Source organism: Pelagerythrobacter sp. Soil_C_18, assembly GCF_057657235.1.
Genome location: NZ_JBDGIU010000001.1, coordinates 438,356 through 462,951 on the forward strand (window position 1 = coordinate 438,356; position 24,596 = coordinate 462,951).

At 67.1% G+C, this 24,596-nt stretch carries 20 protein-coding genes; 13 read left to right on the forward strand and 7 right to left on the reverse strand.

The genetic code is table 11. The annotated features are described in order from the left end of the window. Positions 1 to 3 precede the first annotated feature (3 nt). The gene (locus tag AC3A5N_RS01900) at positions 4 to 687 is read right to left on the reverse strand and encodes a uroporphyrinogen-III synthase (RefSeq protein WP_487735618.1); all 684 of its coding nucleotides are present in this window, start codon (positions 685 to 687) and stop codon (positions 4 to 6) included. Further along, positions 684 to 1,613: a hydroxymethylbilane synthase gene (gene hemC / locus AC3A5N_RS01905; RefSeq protein ID WP_487735619.1), complete on the reverse strand. Its 930-nt coding sequence runs from the start codon at positions 1,611 to 1,613 to the stop codon at positions 684 to 686. The genes AC3A5N_RS01900 and hemC overlap by 4 nt, the downstream gene beginning before the upstream one ends. Before the next feature lie 45 nt (positions 1,614 to 1,658). Between hemC and tsaD the strand changes: the two genes are divergently transcribed. From tsaD to AC3A5N_RS01950, 9 genes are all read left to right on the forward strand, one after another. Next, the gene (tsaD, locus tag AC3A5N_RS01910) at positions 1,659 to 2,687 is read left to right on the forward strand and encodes a tRNA (adenosine(37)-N6)-threonylcarbamoyltransferase complex transferase subunit TsaD (protein WP_487735620.1); all 1,029 of its coding nucleotides are present in this window, start codon (positions 1,659 to 1,661) and stop codon (positions 2,685 to 2,687) included. Next, a complete protein-coding gene (locus tag AC3A5N_RS01915) occupies positions 2,684 to 3,685 on the forward strand; it encodes an NAD(P)H-dependent glycerol-3-phosphate dehydrogenase (protein WP_487735621.1) in 1,002 nt (333 codons plus the stop codon). Before tsaD ends, AC3A5N_RS01915 begins: the two co-directional genes overlap by 4 nt. Further along, positions 3,682 to 5,178, forward strand: a complete 1,497-nt coding sequence (locus AC3A5N_RS01920; RefSeq protein ID WP_487735622.1) for a lipopolysaccharide biosynthesis protein — start codon at positions 3,682 to 3,684, stop codon at positions 5,176 to 5,178. The genes AC3A5N_RS01915 and AC3A5N_RS01920 overlap by 4 nt, the downstream gene beginning before the upstream one ends. A gap of 58 nt (positions 5,179 to 5,236) precedes the next feature. Next, on the forward strand, positions 5,237 to 5,977 hold the full coding sequence (locus tag AC3A5N_RS01925) for an OmpA family protein (protein ID WP_487735623.1): 741 nt from the start codon (positions 5,237 to 5,239) through the stop codon (positions 5,975 to 5,977). Positions 5,978 to 6,090: 113 nt separating this feature from the next. Then, entirely contained in the window at positions 6,091 to 6,678 is a 588-nt protein-coding gene (locus AC3A5N_RS01930) for a hypothetical protein (RefSeq protein WP_487735624.1), read from the forward strand. A gap of 77 nt (positions 6,679 to 6,755) precedes the next feature. Further along, positions 6,756 to 7,118 carry a response regulator gene (locus tag AC3A5N_RS01935; protein ID WP_487735625.1) on the forward strand — a complete coding sequence of 121 codons (363 nt, stop codon included), beginning with the start codon at positions 6,756 to 6,758 and terminating at the stop codon, positions 7,116 to 7,118. A gap of 151 nt (positions 7,119 to 7,269) precedes the next feature. Continuing rightward, the gene (locus tag AC3A5N_RS01940; RefSeq protein ID WP_487736304.1) at positions 7,270 to 8,445 is read left to right on the forward strand and encodes an acyl-CoA dehydrogenase; all 1,176 of its coding nucleotides are present in this window, start codon (positions 7,270 to 7,272) and stop codon (positions 8,443 to 8,445) included. Beyond that, positions 8,445 to 9,101 carry a maleylacetoacetate isomerase gene (gene maiA / locus AC3A5N_RS01945; protein ID WP_487735626.1) on the forward strand — a complete coding sequence of 219 codons (657 nt, stop codon included), beginning with the start codon at positions 8,445 to 8,447 and terminating at the stop codon, positions 9,099 to 9,101. Before AC3A5N_RS01940 ends, maiA begins: the two co-directional genes overlap by 1 nt. Before the next feature lie 3 nt (positions 9,102 to 9,104). Next, the gene (locus tag AC3A5N_RS01950; RefSeq protein WP_487735627.1) at positions 9,105 to 10,115 is read left to right on the forward strand and encodes a fumarylacetoacetate hydrolase family protein; all 1,011 of its coding nucleotides are present in this window, start codon (positions 9,105 to 9,107) and stop codon (positions 10,113 to 10,115) included. A 28-nt stretch (positions 10,116 to 10,143) separates the two neighbouring features. Here the strand turns inward: AC3A5N_RS01950 and AC3A5N_RS01955 are convergent, their stop codons facing one another. The 5 genes from AC3A5N_RS01955 to AC3A5N_RS01975 all read right to left on the reverse strand — a co-directional run bounded on the left by AC3A5N_RS01955 (position 10,144) and on the right by AC3A5N_RS01975 (position 19,254). After that, entirely contained in the window at positions 10,144 to 11,982 is a 1,839-nt protein-coding gene (locus AC3A5N_RS01955; RefSeq protein ID WP_487735628.1) for a GGDEF domain-containing protein, read from the reverse strand. A 156-nt stretch (positions 11,983 to 12,138) separates the two neighbouring features. Then, entirely contained in the window at positions 12,139 to 15,342 is a 3,204-nt protein-coding gene (locus AC3A5N_RS01960; RefSeq protein WP_487735629.1) for an autotransporter outer membrane beta-barrel domain-containing protein, read from the reverse strand. 76 nt (positions 15,343 to 15,418) lie between these two features. Further along, positions 15,419 to 17,773, reverse strand: coding sequence for a TonB-dependent receptor (locus AC3A5N_RS01965; RefSeq protein WP_487735630.1), 2,355 nt, complete (start codon positions 17,771 to 17,773; stop codon positions 15,419 to 15,421). A 2-nt stretch (positions 17,774 to 17,775) separates the two neighbouring features. Then, positions 17,776 to 18,693, reverse strand: a complete 918-nt coding sequence (locus AC3A5N_RS01970; RefSeq protein ID WP_487735631.1) for a FecR family protein — start codon at positions 18,691 to 18,693, stop codon at positions 17,776 to 17,778. 36 nt (positions 18,694 to 18,729) lie between these two features. Further along, a complete protein-coding gene (locus AC3A5N_RS01975) occupies positions 18,730 to 19,254 on the reverse strand; it encodes an RNA polymerase sigma factor (RefSeq protein ID WP_487735632.1) in 525 nt (174 codons plus the stop codon). 184 nt (positions 19,255 to 19,438) lie between these two features. Between AC3A5N_RS01975 and AC3A5N_RS01980 the strand changes: the two genes are divergently transcribed. The 4 genes from AC3A5N_RS01980 to AC3A5N_RS01995 are packed head-to-tail and all read left to right on the forward strand — an operon-like array spanning position 19,439 to position 24,596. Next, positions 19,439 to 20,758 (forward strand): acyl-CoA dehydrogenase family protein, encoded by a 1,320-nt coding sequence (locus tag AC3A5N_RS01980; RefSeq protein WP_487735633.1) that lies wholly within the window; start codon positions 19,439 to 19,441, stop codon positions 20,756 to 20,758. Continuing rightward, positions 20,755 to 22,284, forward strand: coding sequence for an MFS transporter (locus AC3A5N_RS01985; protein ID WP_487735634.1), 1,530 nt, complete (start codon positions 20,755 to 20,757; stop codon positions 22,282 to 22,284). Before AC3A5N_RS01980 ends, AC3A5N_RS01985 begins: the two co-directional genes overlap by 4 nt. Before the next feature lie 14 nt (positions 22,285 to 22,298). Further along, positions 22,299 to 23,510: an acyl-CoA dehydrogenase family protein gene (locus AC3A5N_RS01990; RefSeq protein ID WP_487735635.1), complete on the forward strand. Its 1,212-nt coding sequence runs from the start codon at positions 22,299 to 22,301 to the stop codon at positions 23,508 to 23,510. A gap of 15 nt (positions 23,511 to 23,525) precedes the next feature. Beyond that, positions 23,526 to 24,596, forward strand: a complete 1,071-nt coding sequence (locus tag AC3A5N_RS01995) for an acyl-CoA dehydrogenase family protein (RefSeq protein ID WP_487735636.1) — start codon at positions 23,526 to 23,528, stop codon at positions 24,594 to 24,596.

A 24,596-nucleotide genomic window follows, 5' to 3' on the forward strand; every position in this document is an offset into this window, starting at 1 on the left:
CCGTCAATGCCATATGTCGCGGACCATGGCCAGCAGGGCACTATCCATGGGCTGGGCCGCCGTATGCACACGCTGCCATCCGGGGCCTGCCGCTTGGCCGATGCGCGGTGCGAGCACAGCCAGCGAGATCGTCTCGCGCGCGATGCCCAGGCGGCTGCATTCGCTTGCGAAATGACGCGCAGCCTCTCCCGAATGGAGCAGCACGATTCCGCCCTGCGCAAGACGCGCGGCAAATTCGGGCGGGATCGGCCGGTGGATCACGCGGTAGACCACGCGCGTCTCGATCGAGACGTTTTCCGGCGGCGTCACCGCCACATGCGCTTCGCCCGTCAGCCGCAGCAGACGCAACGGTCCTTCCTGCGCTAGGCCGTCGAGCACCGGCTGCAGGTGCCCCTGCCCCACCGAAAAGACCGCGAGCCCCGCCGCCCGCGCCGCCCGCGCCGTCGCTTCGCCCACAACATGCGCGGGGCGCCCACGCCACTGCGCCAGCGCTGCGCCGCCGTGTCGCACGGCATTAGCACTGCCGAGCAGGAGCGCATCGAAATCGCCCTCGTGCGGTGCCTCCCAGGCGAGTGGATGCACTTCGGCGAGCGGAAAGCCCTCTACCGCGATCCCCATCGTCCCCCCCGCCTCGACGGTGGCCGAAAGCCCGGGTTCGGGCCGGATCGCGAAGATCCTGCTGCTCACGCCGCTCCGCCGAAATGCACCGCAATCCCGGCGCTCGCCCGTGCAAGAAGATCGGCGGCCAGTCCTGCGGACGCCGTGCCGTCGCTGCCGGAAACCGTGCACTCCCCGTCCACCCGCTCCGCTCCATCGGGGCTGAACAGGGCGGCGCGCAGGACAATATCGCCCCCCTGCAGTGCCGAATGCGCAGCGACCGGGCTATGGCAGGTACCGCCGAGAGCAGCGAGCAGCGCCCGCTCGGCCATGACCGTCGCGCGTGAGGGCGCGTCATCGACGGCAGCGATCAGCGCACGGGTCGCCGCATCGTCGGCACGGCACTCGATCCCGATCGCGCCCTGCGCCGGGGCGGGCAGCCATTCGCGCGCGTCCATGGGCGTGCCGACGCCGCGCTTGTCCAACCGGGCCAGACCGGCCGCGGCGAGCAGCGTAACGTCGGCTTCACCTGCTGCGAGCTTCGCCAGACGGGTCGCGACGTTGCCGCGGAACATTACCACTTCGCAGTCAGGGCGATGATGGAGCAACTGTGCAGCCCGTCGCGGGGCGCTCGTCCCCACTCTCGCGCCGCGTGGGATCTGCGCCACGCTCGCCGCGCCGATCAGCACATCGCGCACGTCCGCACGCGGAAGCACGGCGGCGATCGCGAGACTGACGGGGCGGATCGTCTCGACATCCTTCATCGAGTGAACCGCCGCGTCGATGCGCCCTTCCACTATCCACTCGTCGAGTTCCTTGGTCCACAGCGCCTTGCCCCCGATCTCGGCCAGAGGGCGGTCCTGAACCTTATCGCCGCTGGCGCGCACCGGCACCAGTTCAATGGCGCTTACCGGCCATCCCTGGGCCGCGCACAGGCGGTCCCGCGCCTCGCCCGCCTGTGCCATGGCGAGCGGCGATTGACGGGTTCCGAGGCGAAGCTTTGGCTGGTCGGTCATGGGCGGCGCTTGCCCTAGCGAGGCAATTTGTTCAGGGGAAGCACCATGGGGATCGTGCTTGGCATCGAATCGAGCTGCGACGAGACAGCGGCGGCCCTCGTCACCACCGACAGGCGGATCGTCGCGCAGCGCGTTGCGTCGCAGGACGAGAGCCACGCGCCCTACGGCGGCGTGGTGCCCGAGATCGCGGCGCGCGCCCATGCCGAGCGGCTGACGCCAATGATCGAGGCCGTGATGCACGAGGCGGGTCTGACGCTGGCCGAGTTGGACGCGATCGCCGCGACCGCGGGGCCGGGGCTGATCGGCGGCGTCATGGTCGGACTGGTCAGCGCGAAGGCGCTCGCCATGGCGGGCGACGTGCCGCTGATCGCCGTCAACCATCTGGAAGGCCACGCGCTTTCACCGCGGCTGGCTGATGCCGACCTCGAGTTCCCTTACGCCCTGTTACTCGTCTCGGGCGGGCACTGTCAGATCCTACGGGTCGACGGCGTCGGTCAGTATCGCCGCCTCGCCACCACGATCGACGATGCGCTGGGCGAGGCGTTCGACAAGACGGCCAAGATTCTCGGGCTCGGCTTCCCGGGCGGTCCGGCGGTCGAGCGGCTCGCCCGCGAAGGCGATCCGCGTGCCGTCCCCCTCCCCCGCCCACTCATCGGCAGCGGGGAGCCACATTTTAGCTTCGCCGGGCTCAAGAGCGCCGTGTTGCGCGCGAAGGAAAGCGGTCAGCACGGCGATGCCGATCTCGCGGCGAGCTTCCAGCAGGCCGCGCTCGACTGCGTGCTTGACCGTCTGCGGGTCGCGCTCGACACGATGGAGCCCGTGCCGGCTCTTGTCGTCGCCGGCGGCGTCGCGGCCAATCAGGTGATTCGTCATGCGCTCGAACAATTCGCTTCGAAACGCGGCATGCGCTTCGTCGCCCCGCCGATGGCATTGTGCACCGACAATGCGGCGATGATCGCCTGGGCGGGATGTGAACGGCTCGGCCAGTCCGATCCGCTCGACATCGCCGCACGGCCGCGCTGGCCGCTCGATCCCGAGGCGGAACCCGTGCGCGGCGCAGGATACAAGGCATGAACGGCCCGGCCCCGGTCGGGGTGATCGGCGCGGGTGCCTGGGGCACCGCGCTGGCGCAGATGCTCGCATCGGACGGACGCGATGTGCTGCTCTGGGCGCGCGAGGCGTCGCTGGTCGAAGAGATCAACACGGCCCGCCGCAACGCGCTCTACCTGCCGTCGGCCGAACTTGCACCGTCGATCCGGGCAACCGACGCGCTGGGCGATCTGTCAGCGTGCGGAACGGTTCTCGCGGTCACGCCCGCGCAGCACCTCGGCAAAGTGCTCGAAAGCCTGCGCCAGCCCCCGCGCGATCTCGTGCTGTGCAGTAAGGGGATCGAGGCCGGTACCGGCCGGCTGATGAACGAAGTCGCCGTGGCCGCCGCGCCGGAAAGCGAAACGGCGGTCCTCTCCGGGCCCACGTTCGCGCACGAAGTCGCCGCCGGCCTGCCGACCGCGGTAACACTCGCGTGCAGCGGCGGCGAAGCGCAGTGGGACCGTATCGCGCCGGTCATCGCGCGCCCGTCGTTCCGCCCCTACTATACCGATGACGTGATCGGGGCCGAGATCGGCGGCGCGGTGAAGAACGTGCTCGCGATCGCCTGCGGCGTGGTCGATGGCCTGCAACTCGGCCAGAACGCCCGCGCGGCGCTGATCGCGCGTGGCTACGCCGAGATGCTGCGCTTCGGCGAGGCGCTCGGCGCACGGGCCGAGACGCTGGCAGGACTCTGTGGCCTGGGCGACCTCGTGCTCACCTGCTCCTCCACCTCCAGCCGCAACTTCTCGCTCGGCAAGGCGCTGGGCGAAGGCCAGTCGGCCGAAGCGCTGATGGCCGACCGGCGCACGGTCGCCGAAGGGGCGCACACCGCGCCCGTGCTGACCGAGCTCGCTGCGCGCCGCGGCATCGCCATGCCGCTCGCCGCGGCCGTCTATCGCCTGCTGGGCGGCGCGCCTGCGCGGGATATCGTGACCGAACTGCTGTCCCGTCCGCTGCGCGCCGAACAGGAAGGCCTTGCGTGACCGACGCGGCACAGCAGGGCGACATCGCCGCACTCGCCAAGGGCGGGCGAACGAACTTCATCGGCTTCCTGCTCCGGCTCGCCGCGCGGGTGCCGTTCCTGTTCATTGCAGGGCGGCTCTACGGCGCGGCCGAACTGGGCCGCTTCGCCTCCGCCCTCGTCGTGGTAGAACTGCTCGCACTTATTTGCTCGATGGGCGAAAAGCGCGGTCTGGCCCAGCGCCTGTCGGAAGGCGAAGGCATACGCCCGGCGAACCTCGTGTTCGACAGCATGTTGCTCGCCGTTCTGCTCTCCTCGGTGGCGGCCGTCTTCCTGTGGTTCGTTCCCGCACCGATGTTCCCGGCAGGGCAGTACAGCACGCTCGACAAGCTGCTCGTCACCGCGATCCCCGCCTATGCGCTGACCGAGATCCTGCTCGCGGCGCAGGCCTACCGCTTCGACATCGCGGCCACCGTGCGCGCGCGGGCCGTGGTCGAGCCATGGACCATCTCGATCATGGCGGGACTCCTCTTCTACCTGATCCCGCAATCCGGCCTCTCGCTTGCCTATATCGCCTCGATCTACGCCGGGATGTTCGCTGCGGCGTGGCCGTTCTTCAGGACCTACGGTCTGCCTCGCCAGTGGCGGCCGAACCCCAAAGGCATGTGGCGAATGTCCACCCGCGCCTTTCCGCTGGCAACCGCGGACGCGATCGAATGGGGCACCCGGCGGCTGGACATCTTCATCCTGGGCCTGTTCGCCGCGCCCGCCGCGGTCGGCATCTACTATATTGCGCAGCAGGTCGCGAGCCTGCCGCAGAAGCTCAAGACCAGCTTCGAGCCGATCCTCGGCCCCGTCATCACGCGCAATCTCAAGGAAAAGAACTACCCGGCGATCGCCAAGCAGGTGTGCCAGGTGGGCTTCTGGATCGTCGCGGCGCAGGCGGGAATCGCGCTGGCGCTGGGTGTTCCGGGCGAAGCAGTGATGGGCCTCGTCGGGCCCAACTTCGTCGGCGGCACCGGGGCGCTCGCTTTCCTGCTGGCGGCGGAGGTCGTTGCAGCGACCGCGGTCGTTTCGGAGGCGGCGCTGGTCTACGTTGCCAGAAAGCGCAATCTGGCGATCTCGGTCGGGACAATCGCACTTCAGGGCGTGCTGACCGTGACTGCGATCCTGTTGATGGAGCGATGGGCGCTCGGCGAATCCTACAAGGCGGCCGGTGCGGCGATCGCGCTGATGGTGGCCCTCGGCGTCGCCTCGCTCGTCAAGGCATGGGTGCTCTCGCGCATTCTGGGCGAGCGTGTGAACAACTGGCGCTGGGCACTGGTATGGGCCGCAGTCCCCGCGATCGCAGTGGGTTACCTCGCGACGCGCCTGCCCGAATGGGCGGAGCTCATCTTCGGCATCCCGCTGATCCTGCTCACCTACGGCTGGATCATCTGGCGCAAGGGTTTCGGCCCCGAGGACCGAGTGCTCTTCCGCAAGAATCTCGGGGGAGAGGATGCGCCGGCGGCTTGAGCAGGCGCATTTCGACCGCACCCTTCCCCCTGGCGCGCGCGCCCGCTAAAGCGCGGCCATGCCAGTCCGTCCCTCCATCGCCGTCGCGGCCGGAGCGCTCGTCACGGGCGCACTCGCGATTGCCGGAGCGTCGATGTCGGCCGGAGATTTGCAGGCCCAGTTCGCGGAACGGGCTGCGCAGGCCATCGAGGAAGCGGGCGGAGGCGGCGTCACGGCGCGGTTCGTCTCCCCATCCGGCTGGCCGTCACGGCATCCGATCCTCGGCGGCGGCGAGGGGCTGGACGAGAGTACGCGCAACAAGATCGCGCACGCCGTCGGCGCAGTCCCGGGAGTGGGCGGAATCCGGTGGGCCGACGGTGAGGCGCGCGCGCACTCGGGCGGCCCTGAATACACGCCAACGCACTGCCAGGACGACGTCGATGCCCTGCTTCGCGCGCGGACGATCCGGTTCGAGGAATCGCGCAGTACGATCGATAGCGCCAGTCATGAACTGCTTGACGAGGTCGCAAGGGCGCTGCGTCCGTGTCTCGGCAGCATTATCGCCATCACCGGCCACACCGACAGTTCGGGGCCGGAACCCGGCAATCTCGCGCTGTCGATGGAACGCGCCGAGGCCGTGCGCCAGGCCTTGATCGCACGCGGGATACCGGGAGACGGACTGCGCACGCGCGGCGTAGGATCGAGCGAACCGGTGGAAGGCCTGACGCCGACCGATCCCGCCAACCGACGGATCGAATTTTCGGTAGTGGCCACACAGCCGATCAGCATCACTCCGGTCGATCAACCGGGGGCACGCTGACATGGCGATGTGGTTCGAATTGATGGTAATGCTGCTCGCAGCCTATTGCGTCGGCCTGGGCCTCGGTTGGCTGATATGGGGCGGCGTATCGAACGATCTGGGAGAATGACGGCATGATGCAAATGGTGGAAACGTGGTGGCCGCTGTTCGTGGTCGCACTGTTGCTGGGCATTGCGATCGCGTGGTGGATATTCGCCTCCTCACGCAAGACCCAGGTGCGGGACCACAGCGCTGCGGACGTGCTCGACGAAGGCGTCGCCCCCGCGGCGCGCAACCAGGCGCTGATCGATGCCGCGCCCGCCGCAGCGGTGCAGCCGCCCGTGGTGCCGCCTGGTGTGGCCGGGGCGGGAACGGCCGTGGCGGCCGCCGTGGAGGCGCAGCAGATTCGGGCGGCCGAGAAGGCGGAAGCGGCGGAGACCGAGGCCGAGGCGCAGCGGACGCCTCCGACATCCCCCTCCGCGGCGAGCGACGATCTCACACGGATCAAGGGCGTCGGCGGCAAGCTCAACGAACTGCTCGCGTCGCTCGGCATTACGAGCTTTGCCCAGATCGCGGCCTGGAACGACGCGGATATCGACCGGATCGACGCTCAGCTCGGCCGTTTCCAGGGGCGCATCCGGCGCGATAGCTGGGTCGAGCAAGCTCGTCTTTTGGCAGAGGGAAATACGGCCGGATACGAAGAGAAATTCGGCAAGCTCTGACAAACACGAGAATGCGGCCTGGGAACGATTGGGTCTGCGACAGGTTAATTCGGTCAAATCCGGGCCTGCAGGACATCATGATGAATCATCCGCGTATTCTGGTTGCCGAGGACGAGTTCATCGTCGCGTTCGACTTGTGCGACACGGTCCAGGAGGCGGGCTACGAAGTAGAAGGTCCGCATTCGGAAATCTCCACGGCCATGCTTGCCGTCCAGAAGACTCGACCCGACCTCGCCATCCTCGACGTCGAGCTCGAGGATGGCGACGCCTTCCCGCTCGCGGAAGCCTTGATGGCGGAGGACGTGCCCATCATCTTCCACTCGGGCCAGTTCACGCCCGAGGAGGTCCGCAGGCGTTATCCGACAGCGATCGCCTGTTCCAAGCCCTGCCCTCCCAGCGTCATGCTTGCCAAGGTTCAGAAGGCGCTCGGCGTACACTGAGGCCGTTTCCCAAGGACAGCTAAGATCGGTGCCGCACGCGGCATCCTCTGCATTCTCCGCCTCGCATGCACGGTCGCTCGCGCCGGGCTTGCCGCTGCCGCGCAACCCTGCAAAGGGGAATGCGACAGTTACAGGAGAAACCATGGCCGGGATGGTGCCGTTCAGCTGGGAAGACCCGTTCGATCTCGACGGGCAGTTGACCGAAGACGAGCGGATGATCCGCGATGCCGCACGCGCCTTCGCTCAGAGCGAGCTGCAGCCGCGCGTGCAACAGGCTTTCCGCGACGAGGCGGACGCGCCCGAACTGTTCCCGCTGATGGGCCGCGCTGGCCTGCTCGGCGCCACGATCCCGGAGGAATACGGCGGCGCCGGCGCGGGCTACGTCGCTTACGGGTTGATCGCGCGCGAGATCGAGCGGGTCGATTCGGGCTACCGCTCGATGGCTTCGGTCCAGTCGAGCCTCGTGATGTATCCGATCCACGCCTACGGATCGGACGAGCAGCGGCGGAAGTATCTGCCCGGCTTGGCCAGCGGCGAACTGATCGGCTGCTTCGGCCTGACCGAGCCCGACGCCGGCTCCGATCCTGGCGCGATGAAAACTTATGCGAAGAAGGACGGCGACGGCTATTCGCTGTCCGGCTCCAAGACGTGGATCTCCAACGCGCCCTTCGCCGACGTCTTCGTCATCTGGGCCAAGAGCGAAGCGCATGGCGGCGCGATCCGCGGGTTCTTGCTCGAAAAGGGCATGGCCGGACTCTCGGCGCCGAAAATCGAGGGCAAGCTCTCGCTGCGTGCCTCGACCACCGGAATGGTCATGATGGACGAGGTCAAGGTAGGCGCAGACGCGCTCCTGCCCGAAGTGCAGGGCCTCAAGGGGCCGTTCGGCTGCCTCAACCGGGCGCGCTACGGCATTTCGTGGGGCAGCATGGGCGCGGCCGAGTTCTGCTTCCATGCCGCGCGCCAGTACGGGCTCGACCGGCAGCAGTTCGGCGTTCCTCTCGCTTCCAAGCAGCTCTACCAGCTCAAGCTAGCCAATATGATGAGCGAGATCGCCCTGGGCCTGCAGTCCAGCCTGCAAGTCGGAAGACTGATGGACGCGGGCCGGTTCGCGCCCGAGATGATCTCGATCGTCAAGCGCAACAACGTCGGCAAGGCGCTCGATATCGCCCGCGCCGCGCGCGACATGCATGGCGGCAACGGTATTTCCGACGAATATCAGGTGATCCGCCACATGGTGAACCTCGAAACGGTCAATACCTACGAGGGCACGCACGACGTCCACGCGCTGATCCTCGGCCGCGCGATCACGGGAATTCCGGCGTTCTGATGAAGCTCTTCGGATACTATCGCAGCTCGACGAGCTATCGCCTGCGGATCGCGCTGAACCTGAAACGGCTCGATTACGAGTACGTGCCGGTCAACCTGGTGACCTCCGAGCAGAAGGGCGAGGCCTATACGGCCCGCAACCCTTTCGGCAGCGTCCCGCTGCTCGAAGCCGACGGGCGCGACCGGGCGCAGTCGATGGCGCAGCTCGAATGGCTCGACGAAGCCTACCCCAAACCTGCGCTGCTGCCGGCTGACAGGGAGCAGCGCTTCACCGCGCGCGAGCTCGCCTATGCCATCGCCACCGAGACCCACGCGCCGAACAACCTGCAGGTCCTCAAGTACCTGAAGGAGCAGTTCGGTGCCTCTCAGGACCAGATCGATACCTGGTACCGGCACTGGCTCACGCGCACGTTCACCCCGATCGAGGCGCGCCTGGCGCAGCTCGGCACGGGCGATTTCCTGTTCGATAGACCCGGCCTGTTCGAGGTCGTGCTGCTACCCCAGGTCTACAACGCGCGCCGCTTCGCTCTCGACTTGAGCGCCATGCCGCACATCGTGCGGATCGAAGCGGCCTGCCTCGCGCTGCCCGAATTCCAGCGCGCCCACCCCGACAACCAGCCGGACAACCCCGAGCTTGCCGGCCCGGAAAAGGATTGAGACATGAAGCTTGCGACCCTCAACGACGGAACCCGCGACGGCAAGCTGATCGTCGTCTCCAAGGACATCACCCGCTACTGCGCGGCCGACAATATCGCGCCGACCTTGCAATACGCGCTCGACAACTGGGCGGAGATCGCGCCGAAGCTTGAGGTTCTCTACCGCGACGTCGAGCATCAGGCCGTGCCCTGCGAACGCTTCCACGAGCGCGAGGCACATTCGCCGCTGCCGCGTGCCTACCAGTGGGCAGACGGTTCCGCCTACATCAATCACGTGGAGCTGGTGCGCAAGGCTCGCGGTGCAGAGGTGCCCGAGAGCTTCTATCACGATCCGCTGATGTACCAGGGCGGGTCAGACGATTTCCTGCCGCCTCGCGCCGACATCCCGCTGAAGGACACGGCCTGGGGCTGCGACATGGAAGGCGAAATCGCCTGCATCGTCGACGATGTGCCGATGGGCACCACGCCCGAACAGGCAGCGAAGCACATCAAGCTGCTGATGCTGGTCAACGACGTCAGCTTGCGCGGCCTGATCCCGGGTGAGCTGGCCAAGGGCTTTGGGTTCTTCCAGTCCAAGCCGGCGACCGCGTTCAGCCCCGTGGCGGTGACGCCGGACGAGCTGGGTGACGCATGGAAGGACAGCGTGATCCACCGCCCGCTGATGGTCGACTACAACGGCGAACCGTTCGGGCGTGCCAATGTCGGCCAGGACGCGACCTTCAGCCTCGCCGACCTCGTCGCACATGCGGCGAAGACGCGTAATCTGGGCGCCGGCGCCATCATCGGCTCCGGCACGATCTCCAACCAGGACGCGGACGGCGGCCCCGGCAGGCCCGTCGCCGAAGGGGGCGCGGGCTATTCCTGCATCGCAGAGATCCGCATGATCGAAACGATTGCCCAGGGCGAAGCGAAAACGCGCTTCATGGCTCCCGGCGATCGCGTGGCGATCTGGATGGAGGACGAAGAGGGCCACTCGATCTTCGGCAAGATCGAACAGCAGGTGGTCCAGATCTAAGCCGCCATCGAGCGGGCGGCAGCGCGGCTCACACGCACTGAAGCAGCCGATGGCGGTCGTGCGTGCCCTCGGCGCGGTATTTCCAGCCGAGCGGTCCCTGCGCCACATGGACCCGGTTCCGCCCGGCCGCCTTCGCGGCATAGAGAGGCGAGTCCGCCGTCTGGAGCGCCAGAGTCGCGCTGCACGGCTCGCGCAAGTGCGCCAAGCCGATGCTCGCGGAAACGCCGAACATGCCGCCATCGGCGTCGCGGATCTGATTCTCGTTGATCGCTTCGCGCAGCCGTTCGCACACATCGGTCGAATCCGCCGCGGCATCATGCCGAGCGATCATTCCGAACTCCTCGCCGCCGAGGCGGGCGAAGAAGCACTCGTCATTCGACAGGCGCTTCATGATCCTCGCGACGTGCTTGAGCACGAGATCGCCGACATCGTGGCCGTAGCGGTCGTTGACCGTCTTGAAATGATCGAGATCGATGATCGCCAGCGAGAACGGGCGCTCATCCGCCACGGCCAGGGCCGGCTCCAGTTCCTTGAGGAAGGCGCGGCGGTTGGGCAGCCCTGTCAGGGGATCGGTAGAGGCATCGCGCATGGCCTGCAGTTCCTCTTCCTTGCGGACGGTTACGTCGCGCACGGTGACGACATAGCTGCCGGGAACCGCCTGCCCTCCCTCGACCGCTCGGACTTTCGCCTCGAGCCAAAGGGCCTCTCCGCCCTTCGTGACCGGGCGCTCGACGACCTTGGTCACTCCCGGCGCCGCTCCGGCCCGCGCGAGTGCATCCGCGATCAGCGGCGCATCGGCATCGTCGAAGAATATGGACAGTGGCAGGCCCTCGAGGTCGTCGGCTCCGCTGAGGCGCAGGCCCGCAGGAGAAGCGAAGCGGATCTGTCCAGTTTCATCCAGGCTCAGCAGCGCATCGTCCGAGTGATCGGAGATCATCCGCTGCAGCGCCTCGCGGTGCAGGATGTTCGCGTGGAGGATCTCCCGATGCTTGAGCGCCGTCGCCACCGGCAGCGACGCGAGCAGCACGACCACGAGGTAGAACTGCAGGAACATGGCCTTCTCCGCTAGCGCGACCGGCAGGGCCGCGAACGGACCGGCGCCAGCGATCAGCGAGGCTGAGGCTACGAGGGCAGTCAGCAGGACCGCGACCGATGCCCCGATCCGGCCGAAACGGAAGCAGGCGACCATCAGCGGCAGGATCGGCAGGAACAGGATGGGATAGGCCGTCTGGTAGAACGCGAGAAACGCGACCGCGACGCAGGCTAGCGAAAGAGCGGCGAGTTCCCCCCAGCTGCGCCGCGTGCGCAGCCGTGTAAACCCGACAGGTCTTCCGCGCGCGAGCAGGAGCGCGAGCGGCAGCGCCAGGAGCGTGCCGAGGCCATGCCCGGCGAACCATTCGATCGAATGATGCCCCCATACGCCCCCCACTTCCGCCGCAACGAGCCCTCCGCCCGGCAGCGACGCCAGACCGGGGCCAACGATTCCGCCGACTACGATAAGCTTCACGAAGCCGGACCAGTTTTCGAAGTAATCCCGCTCCGGACGCAGCCGCACGAGCAGCGCGGCGATGAGCGTGGCCTCGCACATGTTGACCAGTGCCAGCGGAATCGCGGCGTGCGGACCGAAGCCGAACAGTGTGGTCGCGCAAATACTGAGGCTGGCGAAGAAGATCACCGTGCGCGGCCATGCACGCGCCGGCACGCTAACGAGCAGCGCGGCGAGAATCGCGGTCCCGAACCAGACCAGCGCCAGACCGCCGCTGAAACGGGTCGAATAGATGGTGAGCGAGGTTACCGCGAAGAACGCGAGCGCGAACCCGAAGGTCCGCAAACCCGACTCCTCAACGCTGCGCTGAACCCCGGCCATTCCCCTTCATGGCCGCAAGCGGTTAAGAATTCGCAAGAGGAGGGGGAGGTCGCACCGCGCCGCGAGAAGGCGGCGCCGCCACGGGAAGTCGTGCCGCCCGGCTGGACGGGAGCCGGGCGGCACGACCTGCCCACAGCGAACTGTGGGCTAGGGGGCTCAGAAACCCATGCGGATGGTGCCGCGCAGAGTGAAGCCGACATCGTTGTGACGTTCCTCGGCACCGGCCTCGCCCGAGATGGTGAAGGCTTCGTCACCGCCGATCGCACGCAGGCGCGCATACCAGCCGTTGACGCTCTGCTCTGCCTGGAGGGTGAACGGATCGCCGCCTTCGAACTGGGCCGTGGTGTCGCCCAGTCCGCCGCCGAGAATCTCGCGCCAGCCGCCCTCGCCTTCGACGCGGAACCAGCTCGCGTCGCGAGCGCGCATGCCCTTGAGATCGACGCCTAGCGTCAGACTGCCGTTGACGGCAAACTCGTCGCTTGTTCGCTCGGCGACGGTGAGATTCAGGCCCGCACCACCGCCGGTGTCGGTGTAGCCGTCTTCCTTCAGCCGGACGTAGTCGACCACGACCGAGGGACGGAAGAAGAAGAACTGGCCGCCCCCTTCGAACGAGGCACCGCCCATGAAGCTGGTGACGGTGCCGTCCCATTCGCGTTCGACATCGCGCGAGATGGTGTCCTCGCCCACGGTGGCGTCGAAATAGCGCGTGCCTTCGAAATCGACCATGCCGATGCCGGCGCGGGCGAAGGTCTGCAGGCCGCCCCACTTGCCGACCCAGTGCGCCGCCAGCTCATAGGTGCCGGAGATGACCGAGCTGGTGTCGCCGATGTCGTGGCGGTTCCACAGATAGGTGATGGTGCCGCCGAATCGGCCGATACCGGTCGCGATCTCGGCACCTGCGGCAAAGCCCAGGCCGCTCTGGTCGTAAGCGGCGGTCTCGCCCTCGTCCTTGTTGGAGCCCCAGCCGCCGGCCTCGAAGATCAGGTGGATCTTGGACGAGGGCTCGATCGGCCCCTGAGGATCGGTAAGGAAGCGTGCCATGGTCCGCGTGCCGAGGCTGACGCCTTCGAACGCACCGCCGGCATGGTCCGGCAGCATGAGCGTGACGGTGTTGCGGAAGGCATCGCCGTCGGTGACGTTGAGAAACACGTCGGCGATCTCGTCATCCTCGCCGAGCGCGTCGAGGATCGCATCGTAAGCGCTCGCCTGCGACCGGTTCAGGCCAAGCTCCGTGGTGGTCTTGCGCCCGATCTCGACCGCCAACTCGTTGGCCGCTTCATCGGCGTCGATGGTGGCCTTGTACATGAAGGGGAGGAGCGTGTTGTCGCCCGTCAGTTCGTCCCCCACCTGCAGGTCGCCCGCGGTGAGCACAATGTAGCGCCCTTCGGCGCTGTCGATATCGGCGAGGCGGAAGCGCAGCTTGGAATCCTCGTCGAAGGTCGCTGTCCCGGCGACATCGATCAACGTGCCCTGGCCCGCGTCCTTGTCGAGCGTGACGTTGAGGATCGCGCCCGAACCGACCTCGAGCGAACCGATCGAAGTCGGGCTCGAAAGGTCGAGCACCCCGCCGCTCACGGTGACGGCGAGGCTCTCCGCATTGGTCAGCGTGCCGGAGAAGCGCGCCGACCCCGCCAGCGTCAGCACGTCCGCGCCGCCGCCGAAGTCAGCCGTTCCGTCGAATACCGACGAACCGGCGAGGCTCATCGTATCGCCGCCGCCGCCGAAGGTGACGGTGCCGGTCTGCTTGGCGTCGCCAGAAAGCGCGAGCTCGTTGCTGCCGGCGCCGAACGTCACGTTACCGCTGACCGTGCCGTCGGCGATCTCGAACACGTCGTCCCCTGCACCGAAGCGCACGTCGCCCTTGATCGAGGGCGCGTCCTTGCCCGTGGCAACCGCCGTCTGGCGCACGGTCGCGCCCGTCGCATTGGCTGTCAGATCGATCGCGACGTTGCGGTCGGAATCCTCGTCGGCACCTCCAGCGGAGATCGCACCGCTGTTCTCGACCAGCTCGACCCCGCCGCTGCGGTCGAGGATCGCGGTCGCCGCGCCGTCCTTGCCGGACACTGTCGCCTTGATCGTGCCGCTGTTGCGAATAGTGGCAACGTCGGCGCCTTCGTCGATCACAATTGCGGTTGCGATCGAATCCTCGGTCTTGCCGCTGCTGGCGCCGATCGTGCCCGAGTTGCGGATCTCGGGGACCGTTGCGTCGGCGCCGATGCGCAGCGCGGTGGCGCTCGCATCGACCGACTTGGCAGCGATCGTGCCGGAGTTCGCAATGCCGCCTGCGATGCTCACCGCACCGCCGCGGCCGCCGATCACCAAACCGTTGCCGTCGACGCCAGCATAGACGCCGTCGCCAGTGATCGTCCCTTCAACGATTACGCCGAAGTTGTTGCCGCTCCCCGCAACCGCACCGATCGCGATGTCCCGGTCCTCAGCGCCGATCACCATCGCAGGGGCTTCGCCGGCCGAGACAATCGCGGCCGTACCTTCGTTGGCATCGGGGATCCCGTCCTTGTCCTCGTCGGCATCGTCCTTGTCAGCGTCCTTCGGTGCAGCCGCCAGCACGATGCCGCCAGTGACATCGCCTTCGATCACCAGCGCCGATCCGCCCTGGAGTTTGTCATCGGCATCGAGCTTGGAGGCATTCGATGGCGGCGTGGGATAACGATAGCCGGTCGAGGAAACCTGCCCCTGGACCACCATTGCGCCGTCAACGTCGCCTGCGAAGTGCGCGCCGACCGCGCCTTCGCCCTGAGCGGTCACCTTGCCGGCCAAGCGCACGTCGCCTGTGATGTCCTGCGCGCTAACGGCAACCGAGTTGCTGCCGAGCACACTGGTCTCGCCATTGTGCGTGAAATCGCCCGTCAGCGGCCCACCCAGCGCAATGCCGGCCGAATCGTTGCCTTCGACCACGATCTTGCCGCTGTTGGAAATGTCGCCGGTGTGCGCACCCAGCGTGCGAATGCCGGCGCGTCCGGTGCCGACTGCGAACGGCCCGTCGAGATCACCGTCCTTGTCGATGTCTTCGGGCGTGTAGGTCTCGTCGATCGTGATCGTGCCGGAATTGACGATGTTGCCGGTCGTGCCTGCTGCGGCCGCGATGCCGGTCGCGCCGTTGGCATTGGTGATCTTGATCTCACCCTCGTTGGTGATCCCGTGGTTGCTGTCCATCGTCGCAGCCGTGCCGCTGCTGACGACGACAGAGCCGTTCTTGTCGATGCGGATCGAATCGGGCGAGCCGTTCTTGATCGTCGAGGTTCGCACTGGCTGGGTGCGATCGTCCGAGATCACGGTCTGGGCGGAAAGCGGCGTGGCAAGTGCGGCGATCGCAGTCGTCGCAAGCAGGTAGCGGTGCATGAGTCCTCCGGTCCTTTGTTGACCAGCAGGACGGAGCCGTCAGACGCCAACCTTGGAGCGGCAGTCAAAAATTTTGCTAAAACGCGAAGTCGAGCCCCAGGCGGAAGGTTCGCGGACGCAGCGGCGTGATCTGTTCGCGCCCGATCTCGAACGGGGTGCCCAGCGCAAAGCGGTTGCCTTCGGCGTCGAAGATGTTGGTCACGCTGAACGTCAGCCCCATCCGCTCGCGCCCGACGCGCGCGGTGAGGCCGCTGTCCAGATAGTCGCCCTGCGGATCGCCGAGCTCGGGCCCGACACCGAGCCGCGATTCGCCGACGTAACGCGCCCACCCTCGCGCCGTGAGGACGAGTTCGCGGCCGATCGCATGCTCGTAATCGAAACCCGCGCGCGCGTTGACGTTGGCGATGTTCGGCACCTGACCGATCTTTGTGAACAGGAAATTGCGCGGGCTTTCGATCCGGCTGCGATTCCAGGAGAGGCCCGCCTCGAGGCGCAGGTCTGGGGTCACCGCCACGCCGCCGGAGAAGCTCGCCGTCCAGACCTGCCCATCGCCGATGTTGGCAGTGGTCGGCAGCCCGAAGGGGTCGATGAAATCCGCCTGGATGTCGCGCCAGCGGGTAAAGGAGAGGCTACCGGAGAGATCGAACGGCCCCGCCCCGGGCCGTCCGTGCCGCGCGCCGATCTCCAGCGTGGCCGTCCGGTCGCTGCGGAAGCGGCGGACGAACTCGCCGTCGATCGCGAGTCCGCCGGGCCGGAACCCCTCCTGATACTTGATGTAGAGCGCGGTTTCGGAAAGGAGGTTCGCAGTGACCGAGGCGGAGGGCAGGAACACCGTCTCGTGCCGCTGCGCGGTCACTTCGGAACGGGCGAGCGCGATCATCGGATTCACGTCCTCGCCCGCGCCGCCGAGCTCCGATCGCGTGACGCGGCCGCCGGCGGTCGCCACCAGCCCCTCGCGCAGGCGATAACTCGCCTCGCCGTAGAGCGTCGCCTCGTCCACCCCGTTGCGCACGCCGGTGCTCGCGCGCATGACTTCCGCCGCATCGAAACTGCGCGTCAGGCGGGTGCGGTTGTGCGTGAAGCTGGCCCCCACGACCCAGCCGAATCGGTCCTCCATCGGCTGCCACAGCCGCGTTTCGTTGGCGATCATCTGCGAATCGTTGTTCTGGATGAATACGCGCGTGGGCTCGTCGGGCTCGGTCGCATCGTACCGCTCCTGAAGCTCTTGATCGACCACGCCGGTGGACGACCGGAAGCGGATCGCGCCGAACTCCCCGCTGACGACGATCTGGCCGTGCAGGTAGTCGGCGTCGAAGCCTTCGGTCACCCGCGCGGAGCGCGTCAGTGGCGGACCATTGCGGTCGGCGTACTGGCTGTCCTCGCCATCGATCCGCTGGGCAAGCCCGATCAGATCGACCGTCCAGCCACCGCCCAGGTCGGCACGGGCAAAGGCGCGCCCGCCGTAGATGCGCGTGCGGTTGACGTCGTCGCGGCCGAGCAGCGGCTTGTCGATATAGCCGCCCTGGCTCTCGGCATCGACGACCAGCCGCAGCGTCGCGGCCTCGCCCGCGAGCGGAAGGTTCATCACCGCCCCCGCATCCGCTCCAAGCGCCCCGTGGGTAGTCGCCGAGCCGCCGAGGCTGGCGGAGGCGGAGACGACGCCGGGCTCGGGCGCATTGGGCACGAGCCGGATAATTCCGCCGAGCGATCCGGCCCCGTAGAGCGTTCCCTGCGGCCCCTCCAGCACCTCGACCTTCTCCATGTCGGACAAGCGGAGATCGGGGTCGGGGGAGTTGTAGCTCAGCCGCAGGTCGCCGAGGTACTGCCCGACGGTGGCCTGCGTCGGCCCGGTGAAGCTGGAATCCGCTATGCCGCGAATGAACAGCTTGTTGCGTCCACTGCCGAGATAGGTGGAGGTGACGCTGGCGACCTGGTTGGCGATGCGCTCGCTGCCGCCCGGTCCGCCGAATGCCAGATCGTCGCCCTGGATGATCGTGATCTGCCCAGCGTAGTCGCGCAGGCGCACGTCGCGCTTGCTGGCGGAGACCACAATGGGCGGCCCCGCTGCAGGCGGCGGAGGGGAAGGCGCTTCGGCGCGTTGTCGCTGGCGGCGGGAGGCTGGCTTGCGCGCTGGCGCCTGCCTCTCGGCGACCAGACGCCAGCCCATCGCGCCGGCGCTGACGGGCCGTGCTCCGAGAGCGCGGGCAAGCCGGTGGACCGCCTCGCGCGCCGTGTAGGTACCGCGGATCGCCGGCACCCGGCGCGCGGCAAGCTCGGGGTCCGAGATGACGATGCTGGTGCCCGTCTGCCGTGCGATCGCGGCGGCCGCCTCACCCCCGCGCCCGGCCGGGGCGTTCACCCGCACTTCCTCCGCCTGTGCGGGGACCGCGGCCACCAGGGCGATCAGGGCTATCGGCAGGGATGCGCGCATCGTCAGGGTCGATCGATGATCCAGCTATCTCCTTCGCGGCGCACGGCGACGCCGAACAGCGGACCGATGGCCCGCGGATTCTGCTCTACCGGTGCGAGGGCGACGCTGCCCGTCACGCGCCGTTCTGCAACCGCAGGCGCGGCGGTAAATGCAATGCCGGTGCTGCTTGAAAGCTCATGCGCGATCTCCCCGAGCGTCGCATCGTCGAAGGTGAGCCGGCCATCGCGCCATTCGCCGATTCGCGCAACCGGCGCGGTGCCGAGACGATAGGCGTTGCTCCCGTCGGTGACGCTCAGCGTATCGCCCGGCTCCAGCCGCGCGAGCTTATGCTCCGGGTTCACCAGTACGACGCCTTCGGACACTGCCACGCTTGTGGTCTTGCCGATGCGCGCGACATCGAACACCGTCCCGGCATCGACCAGCGTATGCCCGCCGACATTGACGACGAACGGGTCCGCGTCGTCATGCCGCACGCTGAAAAGCGCCCGACCCTGTTCCAGCGTCGCGATGCGTGGGTCGTCGCGGTCGAGCAGGACCCGCGCCGCGCCGCCGAGCGTGACGTCGCTGCCGTCCGCGAGCGCCACCGTACGCGTCTCTCCGGCCGCCGTCTCGACGACGTAGCTCGTGTCGCGCAACTGGATGAAACCGAGCATCGCCACCAGCACGACCGACGCCGCGAGCGCCAGCCAGCGCCAGCCGCCGCGCGCGGGCGCTGGCTCGGGAACATCGTCGTTGGCGGGTGCGACGAAGCCCTCCTCCGCCGCATCCATCACCGCGGTCACTGCGCGGTCGTAGGCACGCGCATGCGCCGGGTCTGCCTCGAGCCAGGCGGTGAATCCGTCCCAGTCTTCGAACGAAGGGTCTCCCGTTCGCACGGCCCAGGCAATCGCTTCGTCGGTCATCCGTTCATCTTGCCTCATGGGGCCCTCTTCGCAGAGAAGACGGAGCCGAGCGTCTCAAGCCTCATCAATCCGCTCCTTGACCTCGAGGATAGCGCGGTAGGCGCGGCGCAGATCGCTCTCGACCGTGCTCAGGCTGACGCCGAACTCCTCGGCGACCTGCCGCTGCTGTACGCCGTCGATGCGGTGCCGGCGGAAGATCGCCGCGGGTCGCGGCCCCAAAGCGTCGAGCGCCTCGGCCACGAGACGGGCGTGGTCGCGGGCGATCAGCACGCGTTCGCCCGAAGGCGCGTCCGAGACGCCGGGCACCGTTGCTGCCGCCTCGCTCCAGTCCTTGTCGCGCCGGCGGGCCTGGCGTTCGGAACGGTAGCGGTCGATCATCAGCAGGTCGGCGGTGCGGTAAAGGTAGGCCACTGGTGCGGCGACGGGGCCGACCGCCGCGGTGGAGATCTTCAGCCAGATTTCGTGCAGCAGGTCTTCCGCGGCATCGCCCGCGCCGCGCGCGCGCAGGAAACGCAGCAGCCGCTCGCGGTTCGCGAGGAAGGCGGCTTCGAGACCGTTGGGCGCGCGATTGCTGGACACGGGACAAAACCAATGACGGCAGCGCGCGATAAGTCAAAATCCGCGTCGGGGAAAGGTGCGCGTCCGCATGCAAGGTTCGGTGCCAAGCCTTCACCTACCACTTTACGTACGCTTGTAGTGTTTCAAAAATCGGGTATGTTGATTCGCCACAGACCCCAAAGGGGCGGCGACAACGGGAAGAGCGATGGCCTGGGATTTCGAAACCGAGACCGAGTTTCAGGAGAAACTCGACTGGATGGAAGAGTTCGTCCGCGAAAGGGTCGAGCCGTTGGGCATGCTCGGCATCCATCCGTACGATGTGAAGAATCCCCGGCGCAACGCACTCGTCCGCCCGTTACAGGCGGAGGTGAAGGCGAAAGGCCTGTGGGCCTGCCATCTGGGGCCGGAGCTTGGCGGACAGGGCTACGGCCAGGTCAAGCTGGGCCTGATGAACGAGATCCTCGGCGGGGCGAGCTTCGCGCCGATCGTGTTCGGCTGCCAAGCGCCTGACACCGGCAATGCGGAGATCATCGCGCACTACGGCACACCAGAACAGAAGGAACGGTATCTCCAGCCGCTACTCGAGAACGAGATCGTTTCGGCCTTCTCGATGACCGAGCCGCAGGGCGGGTCCGATCCGACCAATTTCGTCACCCGCGCCGAGCTCGACGGCAATCACTGGAAGATCAACGGCGAGAAGTGGTTCTCGACCAACGGCAAGTGGGCCGACTTCCTGATCGTCATGGCCGTGACCGATCCCGAGGCGCCGCGGCATGAGCGGATGAGCATGTTCATCGTGCCGGTCGACACGCCCGGCGTGGAGATCGTGCGCAACGTCGGTGTTTACGGCCAACAGGACGGTTCGGAGAGCTACATCCGCTATACCGACGTGCGCGTGCCGGCGGACCACCTGCTCGGCGAGCGGGGCGGCGCTTTCGCCATCTCGCAGACGCGGCTCGGCGGCGGGCGGGTGCATCACGCGATGCGCACCGTCGGCAACTGCCGGCGCCTGCTCGACATGATGAGCAGGCGCGCGGTCAGCCGGAAGACGCGCACCGGCACGATCGCCGACTATCAGGCGGTGCAGATGCAGATCGCCGACAGCTATATCGAGCTCGAGCAGTTCAAGCTCTTCGTGCTCAAGACCGCGTGGATGATCGATAAGTATCAGGATTACCGCAAGGTGCGGAAGGACATCGCGGCGATCAAGGCGCTGATGCCCAAGGTCTATCACGACATCGCAGCGCGCTGTGTCCACATTCACGGCTCGCTCGGCGTGTCGAACGAGATGCCCTTCGTCAGCAATCTCGTCGCCTCGATGGTGATGGGCATCGCGGACGGCCCGACCGAGGTGCACAAAGTCACCGTCGCGAAGCAGCACCTGCGCCAGTACCGCGATGTCGCGGACCCGATCTTCCCCGACTATTCGCTGATCCACCGGCGCGCCGCGGCGCAGGCCATGTACGAGCATGCCGTCGACGATCCGCTGGAGGAACTCACTGACGCAGCGGAGCAGGCCGCATGACCACGGCGAGCGCCGCGCAGGACAGCGCCGCTCGCACTGCCGCGGCCAGCACGCCGCCGATCGGCTTCGGCACGCGCATCAGCTATGGCGCGGGCGCGATGGCGAACGGCGTCAAGGGTGCCGCCTTCTCGAGCTACCTGATGCTCTATTTCAATCAGGTGGTCGGCGTGCCGGCGGCGATCGTCGGCACCGCCCTCGCCTGTACCCTGCTGATCGATGCCATCGTCGATCCGTTCCTGGGTCGCTGGGCCGATGTCAGCCGCTCGCGCTGGGGCCGGCGGCATCCGTTCATGTATGCGGCGGCAATCCCGACGACGATCTTCTTCTTTCTCACCTGGTTCCCGCCCCAGGGGCTGAGCCACCTCGAACTCGGTTTCTGGATATTCGCCTTCGCCTCTGCGACCCGCGCAGCGATCAGCGCGTTCGAGATCAACGCTTCGGCGATGGCGCCCGAGATGACCGGCGACTACAACGAGCGCACCCGGCTGTTCTCGCTCCGCTACTGGTTCGGCTATGCCGGCGTTTACGGCTTCACCGCCTTCTCACTCGCGTTCATCTTCATCGAATCGCCCGAGTATCCGCGCGGGCAGCTCAACCCGGCGAGCTACGCCAACTTCGCTGCGCTTGGGGCCGTGCTGATCTTCCTCGCGATCCTGATCTGCGCGGCCGGCACGCACAACCGCATCCCTTACCTTCGGCAGGCCGATTCCACCGAGGGAAAGCCCAAGCTGCGCCTGCGTGATCACGTGGCCGAGATGTTCGCCGCCTTCCGCAATCGCGCCTTCCTCGCCATCTTCGGGTTCGGCGTGTTCAAGTACACCGCGATCGGCCTCTACAGCGCGATCACGCTCTATTTCAGCACCTTCCTGTTCAAGCTGAACACCGCGCAACTCGCACTGCTCACGCTCGACAGCCTGGTGGCGGCAACACTGGCGGCTCCGTTGGCGCCGATCTTCTGCAGATGGTTCGGCAAGCGGAATTGCGCGATGGTCTTCGCCGTGGTCGGCGTCGCCATGGGCCTCACGCCGCTGCTTCTGAGCCTGTTCGGGCTGTTCTTTGAACCGGGGCACCCCCTGTTGGTGCCCGTGTTGTTCGCTATCGGCGCGATCTACGGCGCGATGGTCGCCGTCTCGCTCATCGCCACGAGCGCGATGCTGGCCGACGTGGTGGAGGAAAGCGCGGTCGAGACCGGCCGGCATACTGCGGGCACGTTCTTCGCCGCATCAAGCTTCATGCAGCAGTGCTCCAACGCGCTCGGCCTCTTCATGGCCGGGCTGGTTCTCTCATGGTCGCAGTTTCCCGAGCAGGCCGATCCGGCGACGATCCAGCGCTCAGTGGTGGACAGTCTGCTGATTCATTACATTCCGACCGTCATTTCGCTCTGGACAATCGGGGCGCTGATCCTTCTGTTCTATCCGATCACGCGCGCACGGCACGAGCGGAACATCGAGATCCTTCGAGCCCGGGAAGCCGAGGCGCTCGAACAACAACAGCGCGATGCGCCCCTGGGCGGCCCCGCCCGGTAATCGAGGAGAAAAGCATGGCCACCCAGCCCGACGTGCCACCGCCAAGTGAGGACGATGCCTTCCGCGAGGAAGTGCGCGATTTTCTGGCCGAGAACTTCGCGCCCGAGCTCAAGGGCAAGGGCAGCGCGCTTGCCGGCGTCGATGGACCGACGGAGGAAGGCGCGGCGCAGAAGACATGGCGCGAGGCGATGGGCAGCCGCGGCTGGGGCACGCCGACCTGGCCGAAGGAATACGGCGGCGGCGGGCTATCGCGCAAACAGGCGGCCATCCTGAACGAGGAAATGGCCAAGGCCGGCGCCTACAATCCGATCGGCGGCATGGGCGTGATGATGTTCGGCCCGACCCTGCTCGAATACGGCAGCGAGGCGCAGAAGAAGAAGCACATCCCGCCGATCTGCCGGGGCGAGATCCGCTGGTGCCAGGGCTATTCTGAGCCGAACGCCGGCTCCGACCTCGCCAACCTGCAGACCACCGCCGAGGACAAGGGCGACCATTACCTCGTCAACGGCCAAAAGACCTGGACCAGCGGCGGGCAATGGGCCGACAAGTGCTTCTGCCTCGTGCGCACCGACAAGAGCGACAAGCACAAGGGCATTTCCTTCCTGCTGATCGACATGGATTCGCCGGGTGTCGAGGTCCAACCGATTCAGATGATCAGCGGCATGAGCCCGTTCTGCGAAACCTTCTTCACCGACGTGAAGGTGCCGAAGGAAAACCTCGTCGGCGAGGAAGGCCAGGGCTGGACCATCGGCAAGCGCCTGCTTCAGCACGAGCGCACCAACCTCTCGGGCGGCGGCAGCCTGGCGCGAATGATGGGCGCCAGCCTGGCCGACATCGCGAAGAAGTACGTCGAAACCGACGAGAGCGGCGCGATCACCGACAAAGTCCTGCGCGACCGGATCGCCGATTTCGAGATCCGCTGGAATGCCTTCCTCCTCACCGCGCGCCGCGCGACGGAGGAAAGTAAGGCCGCCGGCGGCGTCTCCGAAATCAGCTCGGTGCTCAAGAAACTCGGCACCAAGCTCGGGCAGGAGCGGGCCGAGTTGATGATCGAGATCATGGGCCTGCAGGGCCTCGGCTGGGAAGGCGAAGGCTTCACCGAGGCCGAGCTCTCCGGCGTGCGCGCCTGGCTCTTCGGCAAGGCGACCACGATCTACGGCGGCTCGACCGAGATCCAGAACAACATCATTGCCAAGCGCGTGCTTGGCATGCTCGACCACCAGTAAGAGGGCGCGAAGAACATGGCGGTTCTCAACGAAGAACAGGAAATGCTGCGCGACATGGCGCGCGAGTGGGCCACGAACGAAAGCCCCGTGGCGGCCTTCCGCAAAGTCCGCACGAGCGGCGCGCCCGAAGCTTTCGATCGCGACGCGTATACGGCAATGGCCCAGATGGGCTGGACCGGCATCATCGTGCCCGAGGCACACGGCGGGTCGGATTTCGGCTGGCTCTCGGCCGGGCTGGTGATCGAGGAGTTGGGCAAGACGCTGACCGCAAGCCCGCTCGTCGCCACGACCCTCGCGGCCGCGGCGATCGTGCTCGGCGGCAGCGAGGATCAGAAGGCGAAATGGCTGCCGAAGCTCGCGAGCGGCGAAGCGATCGGCACGCTCGCGATCGACGAGGGGCCGCATCACAACCCGGCGAAGATCGCCGCGAGCGTATCGGGTGGGAAGCTTTCCGGCACCAAGGCCTTCGTCCACGAGGCGCATAGCGCCGACCTCTTCGTGGTCGCGGCGGCGGATGGGCTCTACCTTATCGAGAAAGGTGACGGTGTGTCTCTCTCGACGCGCAAGCTGACCGACCAGCGCAGCCATGCCGAGGTGACGTTCGACGGCGCGGCGGCGGATGGGCTCGCCGGCGGCGGCGACAGTCTGCTAGAGGATGTGCTCGATCGTGCGCGTATCCTGACCGCCTGCGAAATGCTCGGCATGGCGCAGGCGGTGTTCGACACCACGCTCGCCTATCTGAAGCAGCGCGTGCAGTTCAATCAGGTGCTCGCCACCTTCCAGGCGCTGCAGCACCGCATGGCAGACCTGCTCGGCGATCTCGCCATGATGCGCTCGGCAGTCGAAGGCGGCCTGCAGGCGCTTGACAGCGGCTTTGGTGTCGCGCGGGCGGCCACGATCGCCAAGGCGGAGGCCAACCGCGTGCTCCACGCGATCAGCCGCGAGGGCGTGCAGCTCCACGGCGGCATCGGCATGACCGACGAATACGACATCGGCTTCTATCTCAAGCGCGCGCGCGTGCTCGAGGCAAGCTGGGGCAGCACCTCGTACCTGCGCGACCGGTTCGCCCGGATCGGCGGCTATTGA

Bases quoted from the DNA above. Each gene is read 5' to 3' on its own strand.
- AC3A5N_RS01965 (WP_487735630.1), bottom strand. From the start codon at position 17,773: ATGCGCGCATCCCTGCCGATAGCCCTGATCGCCCTGGTGGCCGCGGTC.
- AC3A5N_RS01995 (WP_487735636.1), top strand. From the start codon at position 23,526: ATGGCGGTTCTCAACGAAGAACAGGAAATGCTGCGCGACATGGCGCGC.
- AC3A5N_RS01970 (WP_487735631.1), bottom strand. From the start codon at position 18,693: ATGAGGCAAGATGAACGGATGACCGACGAAGCGATTGCCTGGGCCGTG.
- AC3A5N_RS01985 (WP_487735634.1), top strand. From the start codon at position 20,755: ATGACCACGGCGAGCGCCGCGCAGGACAGCGCCGCTCGCACTGCCGCG.
- AC3A5N_RS01980 (WP_487735633.1), top strand. From the start codon at position 19,439: ATGGCCTGGGATTTCGAAACCGAGACCGAGTTTCAGGAGAAACTCGAC.
- AC3A5N_RS01955 (WP_487735628.1), bottom strand. From the start codon at position 11,982: ATGGCCGGGGTTCAGCGCAGCGTTGAGGAGTCGGGTTTGCGGACCTTC.
- AC3A5N_RS01960 (WP_487735629.1), bottom strand. From the start codon at position 15,342: ATGCACCGCTACCTGCTTGCGACGACTGCGATCGCCGCACTTGCCACG.
- AC3A5N_RS01935 (WP_487735625.1), top strand. From the start codon at position 6,756: ATGATGAATCATCCGCGTATTCTGGTTGCCGAGGACGAGTTCATCGTC.
- AC3A5N_RS01940 (WP_487736304.1), top strand. From the start codon at position 7,270: ATGGTGCCGTTCAGCTGGGAAGACCCGTTCGATCTCGACGGGCAGTTG.
- AC3A5N_RS01930 (WP_487735624.1), top strand. From the start codon at position 6,091: ATGATGCAAATGGTGGAAACGTGGTGGCCGCTGTTCGTGGTCGCACTG.
- AC3A5N_RS01915 (WP_487735621.1), top strand. From the start codon at position 2,684: ATGAACGGCCCGGCCCCGGTCGGGGTGATCGGCGCGGGTGCCTGGGGC.
- AC3A5N_RS01990 (WP_487735635.1), top strand. From the start codon at position 22,299: ATGGCCACCCAGCCCGACGTGCCACCGCCAAGTGAGGACGATGCCTTC.
- maiA (WP_487735626.1), top strand. From the start codon at position 8,445: ATGAAGCTCTTCGGATACTATCGCAGCTCGACGAGCTATCGCCTGCGG.
- hemC (WP_487735619.1), bottom strand. From the start codon at position 1,613: ATGACCGACCAGCCAAAGCTTCGCCTCGGAACCCGTCAATCGCCGCTC.
- AC3A5N_RS01950 (WP_487735627.1), top strand. From the start codon at position 9,105: ATGAAGCTTGCGACCCTCAACGACGGAACCCGCGACGGCAAGCTGATC.
- tsaD (WP_487735620.1), top strand. From the start codon at position 1,659: ATGGGGATCGTGCTTGGCATCGAATCGAGCTGCGACGAGACAGCGGCG.
- AC3A5N_RS01925 (WP_487735623.1), top strand. From the start codon at position 5,237: ATGCCAGTCCGTCCCTCCATCGCCGTCGCGGCCGGAGCGCTCGTCACG.